This is a genomic window from Amaricoccus macauensis (genome assembly GCF_049800915.1).
Taxonomy (GTDB): Bacteria; Pseudomonadota; Alphaproteobacteria; order Rhodobacterales; family Rhodobacteraceae; genus Amaricoccus; species Amaricoccus macauensis_A.
The window spans coordinates 22,787-35,244 of record NZ_JBNAFY010000007.1 but is presented as its reverse complement, the minus strand read 5'-3'; the positions used below and the strand labels follow the sequence as shown (position 1 = coordinate 35,244).

The window sequence follows — 12,458 nt, the reverse complement described above, 5'->3', positions numbered from 1 at the left end:
GAGAAGTGTCATGACCGGCAGGGCAAAGCTCAGCGGCATCGAGCCGATCCGCATCGCCTCGGTGACCGAACTGGTTTTTGCCGAGTTGTATCAGCGGGTCGTGACGCTGGATCTGCCGCCCGGATCGAGAATTTCGGAGGCGGATGTCGCTAAACAGATGGGAGTTTCCCGTCAGCCGGTAAGAGATGCGTTCTATCGCCTGTCGCAACTGGGATTCATCGAGATAAGGCCGCAGCGCGCAACACTCGTGTCTCGGATTTCGACCACGGCTGTTCTGGAGGCGCGATTCCTGCGGACTGCCCTGGAGGTCGAGACGGTTCGGGTTGCCTGCGAGAAGTTCGGACCGGATGATCTCGCGGTTCTCGACGAGATCCTCGAACGGCAGAAGGCCGCGCTGGAGGCCGGGAACAAGGCGGAATTCCACGCGATCGATGATGAGTTGCACAGGGCAATCTGCATCGGATCCGATCTTTCCTTTGCCTGGGACCTTATCCAGATGCAAAAGGCCCATATGGATCGTGTAAGGTTTCTTTCGCTCAGCTTTGCCTCGGAACAGGCGTTCGCCGATCATGTGGAGATTGTGGAAGCAATTCGGTCTTCGGATACGGCGCGGGCTGTCGGTTCCATGCGGGCGCACCTGGGGCGTATCGAGGGGTTGATCGAGCAGATCCGCAACGATCATGCTGCATTTTTCAAGGAGGCGATGGAATGAAACGAGGGGCAGGGAGCAAGCCGGGGAACATGAGCCTGCGGGGGCTCATCGCATGAGCCAGCGCATCGTGAGCATCGGGGAATGCATGGTCGAACTCGCGCCATCCGGGCAGCAGGACCACTACGCACTCGGGTTCGCCGGAGACACGTTCAACACCGCCTGGTATGCGCGAAAGCTGCTACCGGCCGCATGGTCGGTTGATTACGTCACCGCCGTCGGGTCCGATGCGATCTCCCGGCGCATGACCGGTTTCCTCGAGGAATGCGGGATCGGGACAACCCATATCGAACGCCGCTCGGACAGCACGATCGGGCTCTACATGATCGAACTTAAAGACGGCGAGCGCAGCTTCTCCTACTGGCGGAGCGACAGTGCGGCCCGGCGCATCTGCCAGTCGCCCGAACGGCTCGAGGCCGCTCTCGATGGGGCGGAGATCGCCTATTTCTCCGGGATCACGATCGCCATTCTTTCCCCGGAGGACCGGGAAACCCTGCTGAGCCAGTTGCGCGCCGCGCGTGACAAGGGCACGCGGATCGTCTTCGATACCAACCTGCGGCCAAAACTCTGGGAAGATGAGGCGACAATGTGCCGGGCCGTGATGGACGCCGCCCGCGTCAGCGATATCGTCCTGCCATCCCATGACGACGAAGCGACATATTTCGGCGATGCGGACCCTCACGCGACGTTGGAGCGATACCGGGATGCAGGCCCGACGACCATCGTGGTCAAGAACGGGCCAGGCGAAATGGTGAGCTTGGCGGACGGGCAGGTGACGAGCCACGTTGTCGAACCCTCGCAATCCGTGGTCGATACCACGGCCGCCGGGGACAGCTTCAACGCCGGCTTTCTGTCCGCGAGCCTGCGGGGAGCGGATCACACCTCCGCCCTCATTGCCGGTGCAGAGGTGGCAGCCTTCGTGATCGGGCATCGCGGTGCCCTCGTCGAACTCGACGCGGCCACTTTTGTCAGTTGATCGGCATGTAATGAAAAAGACAGGCCGACGGGCCTGTCTAACGAAGCAGAGCGCATAGAAGTGCGGGTGCGCTACCCGAAGATCTTGTCGCCTTGCTGGTCGATCAGTTGTTTGGCCTTGCCGATCGAAGCCTCCTCCGCCTGCTCGGCGGAGGTGCAGATATCCGCACGGATCATCTGGTGGCTCTTCGTCTCACCGTCGATGTCCTTCTCGATCCGCGCACCGATGCGAAACCCGCCGCTTTCCTTGGCAGGCTCGGGATAGATCCTGTAGCCCTCATGAGCCACCGGCTCCGATTTCGGGGCCGGAGTGGAGGAGGATCCTCCCCCGAAGAGACGGGACAGAAGGGACATCGTCGGGTTTCCTCTCTTTGATCCCGATTACTGATCGAGGAAGCTTCTCAGTTTCCGCGACCGGCTCGGGTGCTTGAGCTTGCGAAGTGCCTTGGCTTCGATCTGACGGATACGCTCACGAGTGACCGAGAATTGCTGGCCCACTTCCTCGAGAGTGTGGTCCGTGTTCATCCCGATGCCGAAGCGCATGCGCAGCACACGCTCCTCGCGCGGTGTGAGCGAAGCCAGAACCCGCGTCGTGGTCTCCTTGAGGTTCAGCTGAATGGCGCTGTCGAGGGGCAGAACCGCATTCTTGTCCTCGATGAAGTCCCCGAGCTGGCTGTCCTCCTCGTCGCCGATGGGCGTCTCGAGCGAGATCGGCTCCTTGGCGATCTTCATCACCTTGCGGACCTTCTCGAGCGGCATCTGCAGCTTTTCGGCCAGTTCCTCGGGCGTCGGCTCGCGGCCGATCTCGTGGAGCATCTGGCGGCCGGTCCGCACCAGCTTGTTGATCGTCTCGATCATGTGGACCGGGATGCGGATCGTGCGTGCCTGGTCGGCAATCGAGCGCGTGATGGCCTGCCGGATCCACCAGGTCGCATAGGTGGAGAACTTGTAGCCGCGGCGATACTCGAACTTGTCCACCGCCTTCATCAGGCCGATGTTGCCTTCCTGGATCAGATCGAGGAACTGCAAGCCACGGTTGGTATATTTCTTCGCGATCGAGATCACGAGGCGCAGGTTGGCCTCGACCATCTCCTTCTTCGCGATCCGCGCTTCCTTCTCGCCCTTCTGCACCTGGTTCACGATGCGGCGGAATTCCGAAATGTCGAGGCCGACGAATTGGCCGATGGCGGCCATCTCGCTGCGAACATCCTCGACCTTCTCGGCGAACCGCGTCGTCAGCTGGTCCCAGCCGCGGGTCTTCTTCTCGGAGACACGCTCGAGCCAGCGCGGTTCAAGCTCCGCACCTCGGTATTCCTTGATGAATTCCTGCCGGTTCACGCGCGCCTGATCGGCCAGCTTGACCATGGCGCCGTCGAGCGACATGATCTTCCGATTGATGCCGTAAAGCTGATCGACCAGTGCCTCGATACGGTTGTTGTGCAGGTGGAGCGAGTTCACGAGCTCGACGATTTCACTCCGCAGCCGCTGATATTCCCGTTCCTGGTTGAGCGAGAAGCTCTCGCCATGGTTCAGCGTGGCCGAGATGCGCTCGTCCTGCATCTCCGCCAGCCGCACGTAGTCGCCGGCAATACGATCGAGGGTCTCGAGTACTTGGGGCTTGAGCGCAGCCTCCATCGCCGCGAGCGACAGGTTGCCCTGATCCTCGTCCTCGTCTTCGTCGGAGTCCCCGTTCTCGTCCGTGCTTTCGCCGTCACCAGGCGCCGCTGCAGCCTTTTCCGAAGCTTCCGCAGGCGCTTCGGGCTTCTCGGCCGCGTTCGCACCCTGAAGCGCGGACAGGACGCTCTCGTCCACGCCGCCTTCCTCGTCGGCCTCCATCTGCGAGCCGAACGTCGTTTCGAGGTCGATCACGTCCCGCAGCATGATCGCTTCATCGAGAAGCTCGTCACGCCAGATCGTGATGGCCTGGAAGGTCAGCGGGCTTTCGCAGAGCCCCGCAATCATCGTGTTGCGACCGGCCTCGATGCGCTTGGCGATCGCGATCTCGCCCTCGCGGGACAGAAGCTCCACCGAGCCCATCTCGCGCAGATACATCCGGACCGGGTCGTCCGTGCGGTCGAGGTTCTCGTTGCTGGTGCTCGAAATCGTAAGTTCGCGCGAACCGCTATCCGAACCGTCGGAGGCATCATCCTGCTTGTTGTCGCCGTCTTCCTCGGCCTCGTCGCCTTCCGTGACGTTGACGCCCATTTCGGAGAGCATCGCCATCACGTCTTCGATCTGCTCGGACGTGACCTGATCGGGCGGCAGAACTTCGTTCAGCTCGTCATATGTGATGTAGCCACGTGCCTTCGCCTGCGCTATCATCTTTTTGACAGCGGCCTGGCTCATGTCGAGCATGGGCCCGGAACCGTCCGATCCGTCAGAACCGTCCGAATTGTTCCCTGGCTTTTTCTGCTCGGTGTCCTTCGCGACCATAGGCGGCTCCGTTTTGATGCCCGAATGATTCGGTGATTCGGGATGAAATACGTTAATCCATTACGAATCGTTGATTCGCAATGTCATCATCGATTCTTCTTCGGTCGAGACTTGTGGCGTTCGATCATCTGGTCCAGTTCGAGCGACAGTGACATCTCGTCTTGCGTGGAAGTTCCGGCATGTTCGGCAAGCGGTCGCGTATCCGCCTCGAACCGCGCCTGTGCTGCCTGACTCAACCTCCAGGCGACCCCGTCATCCTCGGCCTCTGAGATTTCCCGTTCGGCTTCCGAGGTTTCGGAAAGTCTGCCAAGTATTGCAGCATGGCGTGTTAATTCCTCGTCAATAGCGCGGCGAGCCTGTTCGGGAGTTGCGTCTCGCGACAGATGCCGATTGGCCCGCACCTGTCCAGGGGCGAACAACTCGGTATAAGGGTCGCGGCCTATGCGCCGGCCTATGGCGGTTCCGATCCATTCGGTCGGATTGGGGTGACTTAGGGACTCATCGACGCAAGACAAGAGGGCGTCACGAATTTTTTCGAGATCATCGCAGGTGAAGGCAATCCGTTCGAGCCGATCCTCGAACTCCGCCGCCAGCTCGGGGTGGGCGATACAGCCCGCAAGTATGGCGCATTCCCGGATCCGGCTTTCGGCCAGCGCCCCGGCGGCACCGGCCCCGAGAAGCGATGCGAGCGTTTCCGGGCGCGGCGCGGCAGGCGGGCTCCAGCGCGGGGCACCACGGCGCGCGGGGCCTCGTCCGGGCATCTGGCCGCGCGGTCTTCCCGCTTCCCGCTTCGGCGCGAAAAGCGTAGCGCGGCGTGTCTTGATCTCGCTCCAGTAGTGCGCCCGCAGCCGTTCGTCCGCGATCGCCTCGATCCGCTGGCGCAGGCGCTGATCCAGAGCCGCCCGCCGTTCCGGGCTGTCGAGGGGGTGGCCCTCCGTCTCCTTGGTCCAGATCAGATCGATCATCGGCAGGGATTTCGCGAGCACCTCCTCCATCGCCTTCGCGCCCCCGAGTCGCACGATATCGTCCGGATCCGAATCGGCGGGGAGAATCACGAAACGCAGGGCCTTGCCGGCTTCGAGAAGCGGCAGCGCCAGGGAAATCAGCCGATGCGCCGCCCCCATTCCCGCCTTGTCGCCATCAAGGGCCACGACGGGTTCCGGGCAGAGATCCCAGAGCTTGCGCAGCTGCGTCTCGGTAATCGCGGTGCCGAGCGGCGCAACAGCATGGTCGATGCCGGCCTGCGCCAGTGCGATCACATCCATGTAGCCTTCGACGATCACCAGTTGGCCGCATTTCTTCGCCGCCGTGCGGGCCGGCCCGACGTTGTAGAGATTGGCCCCCTTGTCGAAGAGCGGTGTCTCCGGGGAATTGAGGTATTTCGGTTCCTGTCCCGGCCGGATGGCACGCGCCCCGAAGGCAATGGCCCGTCCGCGGGTATCGCGGATCGGGAACATGATGCGCCCGCGGAAGCGGTCATAGGGCGAACCGCCGTCGCGCGGCTTTCCGGCCAGTCCAGCCTCCACGATCCGCTCCATCGAGAACCCCTTGCCCCGAAGGTGTTCGATCAGGACCGTCCGCCCCTCCGGCGCGAAGCCGATCTCGAATCGCTCGATCGCCGCGGGCGAGAGATCCCGTCCCTCGAGGTAGGTTCTCGCTTCTGTCGCGCGGGCAGAATTGAGCTGAAGCCGATAGAACTGCACCGCCGCTTCCATGGCTTCGGCCAGCCCCTTGGCTTCTTCGGCACGGGCGGCGGCGGCAGGATCGCGCGCCGGCATCGCAAGCCCGGCCTGGCCCGCCAAAAGCTCTACCGCTTCCATGAAGCCCATGTTTTCGCTGTCTCGCAGGAAGCTGAAAACGTTGCCCTTCGCCTGGCAGCCGAAGCAGTAATAATAGCCCTTCACGTCATCCACGTGGAATGACGCGGTCTTTTCCTGGTGAAAGGGGCAGGGGGACCAGTAGTCTCCCCGTGCGGCGTTGCTCTTGCGCGGATCCCAAGTGACCTTGCGGCCCACGACCTGCGCGAGCGAAACACGATCCCGGATTTCGTCGAGGAAGGCCTGAGGCAAATTCATCGGCGGAATATCTGCCCTGGGCCTGGGCTTGGCAAGGGGGGCGACCCGCGATTGTACGCCGGGTGTGGACCCCTGGCCTCAGAAAGGATCAGGCCGTGATGATCGGGTAAAGCGAGGCAACGAGAAGGGCTGCCACCGCAATGTTGAAATACCGTAGTCGGACAGGCGCTGAGAGAAACCCGCGCAGACGTTCGCCGAAGGCCGCCCAGAGACTGATTGACGGCAAACCGATCAGCACGAAGGCCGCCGCGACCAGGAATACCGAACCCAGTTCGCGCGCCGGGGCATAGACGCTCAAGGCCGTCACCATGATGGTCCAGGCCTTCGGATTCACAAGCTGGAACAGCGCGGCCTGCACGAAACTGAAGGGTCTGGGGTCAACCTGTGCCTCGCTTTCGGTCTCGAGCGGGGCGGCGGTGGCAATCTTTACGGCAAGGTAGAGCAGGTAGACGACCCCGACGACCTTCAGGACAATTCCCGTCACCGGCCAGATTTCGAAGACCCGGATCAGCCCGACGCCCACCAGTCCGACCATCGTGAACATGCCGAAGGAAATGCCGAGCATGTGCGGCACTGTCCGGCGAACACCGAAATTGGCCCCCGACGCCATGAGCATGAGGTTGTTCGGTCCTGGCGTCACGGTTGCGACGAAGACGAAGAAGGCGAGGGCAATGAGCTGTTCTTGTGTCATGACGCAATCCTATGCGATCATGCGCACAATATGACGCTAAACATGCATTTCTGAGCGTAGATTACACAATGATTGACGATCATGGATGAGAAAGACGAGCGGATATTGCGCGAACTTTCCCGCGATGGGCGCATCAGCAATATCGATCTGGCGGAGCGAATCGGCCTTTCGCCCTCGGCCTGCCTGCGCCGGGTGCAGGAGCTTGAGCGATTCGGTGTGATCCGGGGGTATCGCGCGGTGATCGACCCGTCCGCACGCGGAGCTGGTTTCGTCGCCTACATGACGGTCGGGCTTTCAGTTCACACAAAGGCGGCGCAGGAGGCGTTCGAGCGTGCCGTGACCCGCGCGCCGGAAGTGCGTGAGTGTCACAACATCACCGGAACGGTGGAATATCTTCTTCGCGTGGAGGTGGCAGACCTCGCGGCCTACAAGATCTTCCACACCGATGTTCTTGGAACCCTGCCGCAGGTGAACTCGATCGTCACCTACGTTGTGATGGGCTCGCCCAAGGACGAACGGGCCTGAAAGGATCAGGCCCGCAAGCGTGTCACAGCACGACGACCCGCGTGCCGGCCGGGACCCGATCATAGAGATCGATCACGTCTTGATTGAGCATCCGGAAGCAGCCAGAGGAGGCCGCATAGCCGATGCTCCGCGGCGAATTGGTTCCGTGAATGCGATAGCCCGAGTCGCGCCCGTTGAAGTAGATGTAGAGCGCCCGCGCCCCGAGTGGATTGTGCACCCCGCCCGGCTGTCCGCCGGCCCATTTCGCGAGGCTCGGGTCACGCTTGATCATCTCGGGCGGCGGCGTCCAGCGCGGCCATTGGGCACGGCGCGCGATCACACCCTCGCCGGTCCAGCCGAAACCCGTGCGTCCGATGGCAATGCCGTAGCGGATCGCCTTTCCCTCGCCTTGCACGAGGTAGAGAAACGGTCCCTTCGTATCGATCACGACCGTTCCGGGCGCCTCGGTGGTCTCGAACTCCACCTCGTTGCGCAGGAGCGCCGGGTGGTAGTCCTCGATGTCGATCGCCGGCAGCGTGCGCGACCCGTCCGCGCGCGAGGCGTAATAGGCCTGATCGACCGCCGGCTCCTGCGGCGCGGCCTCGACCACCGGCCCCGTTTCCATCATGCACCCCGACAGGAGTATCGATAGCCCCATTCCGGCGGCCAATATGCGCAAGTTACTCATCCCTGAACCCCTCTTCCCCAGGATCGGGTCACCCAAAACTCAATCGACTCGGTCATCGGCCAGAGAGGCTAAGACCCCGACCCCTCTGGAACGACGGCATGTGCGGGCGAGAACACGGGCCCGGCACAAGACGCATCATGCCGCCCAGACCTTAATTCCCCGACCCCCGAGCGGGGATCAAATGCAGGGAATTTGATCGAGAGTTTCAGCGTATCTTTACCATGTTCGCGGCGATCTGGTCACGGCTTTCGAGGTGTTGTTCATGTGCCGGCTTGTGTCCCAGATCCTGGCTCTGCTGTTTTGCCTGTCCGCAGGCGAGGCACGGGCAGGTGCGTGGCCGCGCGAGGAAGGACAGGTGTTCATTGCCGTCAGCCAGACCATGAGCACTGGCGCGCGAACCGTGCTCGAAGCGGTGCAGGACGTGCGCAGCTATTCCTCGCTCTATGCCGAATACGGGCTCACACCCGAGATCACTGCCGGTCTCGACGCCGGGTTTGCGCGCGGAGATCAGGACGAGGCATCCGCCTGGAACCTGTTTCTCCGCCGCCCGGTCCGGGCCTGGGAGAACGGCCACAGGGTTGCCGCCTCACTGGGGATCGGCCAGCTCACTGAGCCTGAATACGGCCGGCAATGGCGGATCAAGCCGGGGATGTCCTGGGGCAAGGGCTTCGAAAGCCGCTGGGGCAACGGCTGGGCCGGGGTCGAAGCTTCGGCGGCCTACCGTTTCGCGAGCAAGGACTTCGGCTACAAGGCGGATTTCACAGTTGGCCTCAAGCCGAGCGAAAACTGGATGGGCATCATGCAGGTCCAGACGGGCCGCTACGGCGATGATGATCCCATCATCCGCCTGGCGCCCTCCGTTGTTCGGAAGTTCGGTGAAAGGATCCACATCCAGCTCGGCTTCATCGGTTCGGTCGCCGGAGACGATTCCATGGGCGTGAAATTCGGAACCTGGTTCACCTTCTGAGGGGGCGCGGTCTCGCCTCCCCCCTTCTAGGTGCTCAGTAACTGTCGCAGAACAGGTCGTGCAGCGTCTCGATAATGCGGTGCACCTTGTCGTCACCGATCGAGTAGTAGATCGCCTTGCCGTCCCGGCGGCTCTTGACCAGACCTTCGAGCCGGAGCCGCGCAAGCTGCTGGGAAACTGCGGCCTGCCGCGCACCGATCAGGTCCTCGAGCTCGCTGACCGACTTCTCGCCGCTGACGAGATGGCACAGGATCATCAGGCGCCCCTCATGGGCCAGCGCCTTCATCAGATCCGCAGCGGATTTCGCCTGATCAGCCATCATCTTCGTGTCGGAAACGGTGTTCATGCCCCGTTCCTCGACTGCCTGGGCGTCCATCCCGGCAACCCCCGTAGGTTAATGTTGTATCCTAGCTTAGTCATTTTTTTGACGTAATTGAAGTGCTCGTTGCCTGAAGAAGCCGATGGGTAACGGCAAATGCGTTGTAAATCGAGCGCTTTCAACCAAATCACCCGCAAGAGCCGGAATAACCGCAGGCGGTGCAGAAGTCGCAACCATCCCTGCGGATCACCGCGGCATGGCCGCATTCGGGACAGATACTGCCCTTGATCGCCGTTGGTGCATCTTCTTCCGGAACAGGCGCGTCCGACCACAGAACGGCAGAGCCCGCGACCGGATAACCCTCGGCATCCAGCACGCCGAGCATGGCATAACGGTGGATCAGCAGCCGCGCGACATAGGCCAGCGTCGAGGGCTGAACGGCCTGCTTTTCGGAGCCCGGCACCTTTGCGAAGAAATCTCCCTGCGCCTCGGGCAGGTCTTTCAGCCCCCGCAGCTTCTTGCCGATCCAGGCCGGGTCGATCACCCGCATGTCGAGGCTCAGGCTCTTGGTGAGCCCGTTGAATTCGAGCGGATAATCTCCCGAGAGCCAGACACTGAAGGGCCGCTTCGTTCCGTCCGGCAGCACGCATTCCTTCACGAACATGGCGAAGTCATCGCCAGTGACCGGGTTGAGGATGTCCACCGTCCAGGAGAGCGTGCCGTCCGCGCCCGACTTCGGCTCCTTGCGCGAGAACATCGCGGCCATCAGCGGCGCCTCGCCGGAGGGCGCGTCGAACACGCCCAATGCCTCGCAGCGATAGCGCACCACATGCGCGAAGGCCGAGACATTGCCGGCCACGGGGCGTTTTTCGCCATCGGGCGGCATTGCGACGTGATAGGGCGCGCCGGGTGTCTTCGCGAGGCTTTCCAGTTTGTGCGCCAGCCATTCGCTGTCTTGTGCGCGCATGTCCATGGAGAGGTTCTTTGCCAGCGCGCCCAGGCCACGCGGGGTCTGCTCGCCATTCACCCAGACCTCGAAAGGCTGGCTACGGCCATTCTCCACGTGGCCGACGAAGACCGCGAAGCGGTTCTGTGGCGCCTCGACCATGTAGGTCCAGGAGGGCGAGCCGGCGGTGAGCTTCGGCCGGTGGGGCCAGCGCAGCGCGGCGAGCGCCACCTGTGGCGCGTCGGAGATCCGGATGCGACGGTCAGGCTCGGACTGATCGAGATCCTGCGGCGTCGATCCCTCGACCGAAAGCACGGACCCCAGCACATTGTTGGGCCGATAGGTGGTGATGCCCTTGAGCCCCGCCTTCCAGGCATCGAGATAGAGATCCTCGAAGTCCTCGAAGGGGTAGTCCTCCGGCACGTTCACGGTTTTGGATATGGCCGCGCAAATATAGGGCTGGATCGCCGCCTGCATGGCCATGTGGTCCTTTGCCTCGATCTCCAGGGCGTTCCGGAAGGCGGCCGGAAGCTCCTTCGTGTTGCCGCCCCGCGCACGCCAGAGCCGGTAGGCGTGGTCCTCGACCCGGTATTCGCGCATGGAGCCGTCGCCCTCACGTTTCTTGCGGGTGTAATGCCAGGAATAGGCCGGTTCGATCCCGTTGGAGGCATTGTCGGCGAAAGCGAGGCTGATCGTGCCGGTGGGCGCGATTGAAAGGAGATGTGAATTGCGGATGCCATGCTCGGCAATTTCTGCGCGAATGTCTTCGGGCAGGCGCCGCGCCATGCCCGAGGCGAGGTAGTCCTCCGCCCGGAAGAGCGGGAACGGCCCCTTTTCCTTCGCCAGCGCCACGGAGGCGCGATAGGCCGCATCCCGCATCTGGCGCGTCAGATCGGCGGCGAAATCGCGCGCCTTGGCACTGTCGTATTTCAGTCCCATCAGGATCAGCGCATCGCCAAGCCCGGTGAAGCCGAGGCCGATGCGGCGCTTGTTCTCCGCTTCCCTGGCCTGCTCCTCCAACGGCCAGACGGTGGCGGTCAACACGTTGTCGAGCATCCTCACGGCGGTCGCGACGCAATCGGCAAAACCGTCCTCGTCGAAGCGCGCATCTTCGGTGAAAGGTGCGTGGATGAAGCGCGTCAGGTTGATCGAGCCGAGACAGCAGCAGCCGTAATCGGGGATCGGGATCTCGCCGCACGGGTTCGTGGCCTCGATCCGCTCGATGTAGTGAAGGTTGTTCTCGCTGTTGATCCGGTCGAGAAAAAGGACACCCGGCTCAGCCGCCTCGTAGGTGTTCCGGGTGATGATCTGGAACAGTTCGCGTGCTCGGATCCTCGCGTAGACCCAGAGCCCGTCGGGCCGCTGATGCGCGCCGCCCGCGATCTGGACCGGGGAGGGCTCCGCCTCATGCACCAGCTCGAATTCGCTATTGGCATCCACGGCCGCCATGAACGCGTCCGTGACGCCCACCGAAATGTTGAAGTTGTTCAGCCGCCCGGCCTGCCGCTTCGCGGAAACGAATTCCATGATGTCCGGGTGATCGCAACGCAGGACACCCATCTGCGCACCCCGCCGGGCGCCCGCGCTCTCCACCGTGGCGCAGGACTGGTCGAAGACATGCATGTAGCTGATCGGGCCGGAAGCGGAACTGTCCGTTCCATGAACCCGCGCACCGCGCGGCCGGATCGCGGAGAAATCATAGCCCACACCTCCCCCGCGTCGCATGGTTTCCGCCGCCTCGCGCAGCGCGTGATAGATGCCCGGCTTTCCGTTGGTGCTGTTTGAGATCGAATCACCCACCGGTTGCACGAAGCAGTTGATGAGCGTGACCTCGCGAATATCGGCTCCGGCTGCCGAATTGATCCGTCCGCCGGGTATGAAGCCGGTTTCCAGCGCCTCGAGGAAAGCGCGCTCATGCGTTTCCGGCTCGGCCTCCACCGCCGCCAGCCCGCGGGCCACGCGCCGACGCACCGCGCGCGCCATGTCCGGCCCGTCGAGATCCTTCTCCGCGCCCTTCGCGTATTTCTCCCGCAGAACGTCGAGCGAAACCTCCTGCCAGCTCAGGTCGTCGCTGTGTGGCGCTGGTGCTGTCGGTAGGTCCGGCTTGTTCATGGAAGAGTTTTCCGCTCTCTGGGAGTTGGATTTTCAGGA

The 12,458-nt window shown here is 62.7% G+C and carries 11 protein-coding genes; 4 read left to right on the top strand and 7 right to left on the bottom strand.

Annotated elements, in window-relative coordinates; genetic code table 11:
- Positions 1–10 precede the first annotated feature (10 nt).
- Both ACP15W_RS16800 and ACP15W_RS16795 read left to right on the top strand, forming a co-directional pair.
- Positions 11–712 carry a GntR family transcriptional regulator gene (locus tag ACP15W_RS16800; RefSeq protein WP_424934089.1) on the top strand — a complete coding sequence of 234 codons (702 nt, stop codon included), beginning with the start codon at positions 11–13 and terminating at the stop codon, positions 710–712.
- Between the two features lie 52 nt (positions 713–764).
- Positions 765–1,685 carry a sugar kinase gene (locus ACP15W_RS16795; protein WP_424934088.1) on the top strand — a complete coding sequence of 307 codons (921 nt, stop codon included), beginning with the start codon at positions 765–767 and terminating at the stop codon, positions 1,683–1,685.
- Between the two features lie 71 nt (positions 1,686–1,756).
- Here the strand turns inward: ACP15W_RS16795 and ACP15W_RS16790 are convergent, their stop codons facing one another.
- The 4 genes from ACP15W_RS16790 to ACP15W_RS16775 all read right to left on the bottom strand — a co-directional run bounded on the left by ACP15W_RS16790 (position 1,757) and on the right by ACP15W_RS16775 (position 6,883).
- Complete coding sequence (locus ACP15W_RS16790; protein WP_424934087.1) at positions 1,757–2,038, bottom strand: HlyU family transcriptional regulator; 282 nt, start codon at positions 2,036–2,038, stop codon at positions 1,757–1,759.
- 27 nt (positions 2,039–2,065) lie between these two features.
- Positions 2,066–4,117, bottom strand: coding sequence for an RNA polymerase sigma factor RpoD (rpoD, locus tag ACP15W_RS16785; protein ID WP_424934086.1), 2,052 nt, complete (start codon positions 4,115–4,117; stop codon positions 2,066–2,068).
- Between the two features lie 86 nt (positions 4,118–4,203).
- A complete protein-coding gene (gene dnaG / locus ACP15W_RS16780) occupies positions 4,204–6,192 on the bottom strand; it encodes a DNA primase (protein ID WP_424934085.1) in 1,989 nt (662 codons plus the stop codon).
- Positions 6,193–6,280: 88 nt separating this feature from the next.
- Complete coding sequence (locus tag ACP15W_RS16775; protein WP_424934084.1) at positions 6,281–6,883, bottom strand: LysE family translocator; 603 nt, start codon at positions 6,881–6,883, stop codon at positions 6,281–6,283.
- Between the two features lie 81 nt (positions 6,884–6,964).
- Between ACP15W_RS16775 and ACP15W_RS16770 the strand changes: the two genes are divergently transcribed.
- Entirely contained in the window at positions 6,965–7,408 is a 444-nt protein-coding gene (locus tag ACP15W_RS16770; protein ID WP_424934083.1) for an Lrp/AsnC family transcriptional regulator, read from the top strand.
- Between the two features lie 22 nt (positions 7,409–7,430).
- On the opposite strand, the gene ACP15W_RS16765 is transcribed toward ACP15W_RS16770, so the two are convergent.
- Positions 7,431–8,075, bottom strand: coding sequence for a L,D-transpeptidase (locus tag ACP15W_RS16765; protein WP_424934082.1), 645 nt, complete (start codon positions 8,073–8,075; stop codon positions 7,431–7,433).
- Between the two features lie 262 nt (positions 8,076–8,337).
- On the opposite strand from ACP15W_RS16765, the gene ACP15W_RS16760 reads away from it, so the two are divergent.
- The gene (locus ACP15W_RS16760) at positions 8,338–9,042 is read left to right on the top strand and encodes a hypothetical protein (RefSeq protein WP_424934081.1); all 705 of its coding nucleotides are present in this window, start codon (positions 8,338–8,340) and stop codon (positions 9,040–9,042) included.
- 34 nt (positions 9,043–9,076) lie between these two features.
- Here the strand turns inward: ACP15W_RS16760 and ACP15W_RS16755 are convergent, their stop codons facing one another.
- The gene (locus tag ACP15W_RS16755) at positions 9,077–9,418 is read right to left on the bottom strand and encodes an ArsR/SmtB family transcription factor (RefSeq protein WP_424934080.1); all 342 of its coding nucleotides are present in this window, start codon (positions 9,416–9,418) and stop codon (positions 9,077–9,079) included.
- Positions 9,419–9,548: 130 nt separating this feature from the next.
- Positions 9,549–12,419: an adenosylcobalamin-dependent ribonucleoside-diphosphate reductase gene (locus ACP15W_RS16750; RefSeq protein WP_424934079.1), complete on the bottom strand. Its 2,871-nt coding sequence runs from the start codon at positions 12,417–12,419 to the stop codon at positions 9,549–9,551.
- Positions 12,420–12,458: the final 39 nt, after the last annotated feature.

Bases quoted from the DNA above. Each gene is read 5' to 3' on its own strand.
- ACP15W_RS16770 (WP_424934083.1), top strand. From the start codon at position 6,965: ATGGATGAGAAAGACGAGCGGATATTGCGCGAACTTTCCCGCGATGGG.
- ACP15W_RS16790 (WP_424934087.1), bottom strand. From the start codon at position 2,038: ATGTCCCTTCTGTCCCGTCTCTTCGGGGGAGGATCCTCCTCCACTCCG.
- ACP15W_RS16795 (WP_424934088.1), top strand. From the start codon at position 765: ATGAGCCAGCGCATCGTGAGCATCGGGGAATGCATGGTCGAACTCGCG.
- ACP15W_RS16800 (WP_424934089.1), top strand. From the start codon at position 11: ATGACCGGCAGGGCAAAGCTCAGCGGCATCGAGCCGATCCGCATCGCC.
- ACP15W_RS16755 (WP_424934080.1), bottom strand. From the start codon at position 9,418: ATGGACGCCCAGGCAGTCGAGGAACGGGGCATGAACACCGTTTCCGAC.
- ACP15W_RS16765 (WP_424934082.1), bottom strand. From the start codon at position 8,075: ATGAGTAACTTGCGCATATTGGCCGCCGGAATGGGGCTATCGATACTC.
- ACP15W_RS16760 (WP_424934081.1), top strand. From the start codon at position 8,338: ATGTGCCGGCTTGTGTCCCAGATCCTGGCTCTGCTGTTTTGCCTGTCC.
- rpoD (WP_424934086.1), bottom strand. From the start codon at position 4,117: ATGGTCGCGAAGGACACCGAGCAGAAAAAGCCAGGGAACAATTCGGAC.
- ACP15W_RS16750 (WP_424934079.1), bottom strand. From the start codon at position 12,419: ATGAACAAGCCGGACCTACCGACAGCACCAGCGCCACACAGCGACGAC.
- ACP15W_RS16775 (WP_424934084.1), bottom strand. From the start codon at position 6,883: ATGACACAAGAACAGCTCATTGCCCTCGCCTTCTTCGTCTTCGTCGCA.
- dnaG (WP_424934085.1), bottom strand. From the start codon at position 6,192: ATGAATTTGCCTCAGGCCTTCCTCGACGAAATCCGGGATCGTGTTTCG.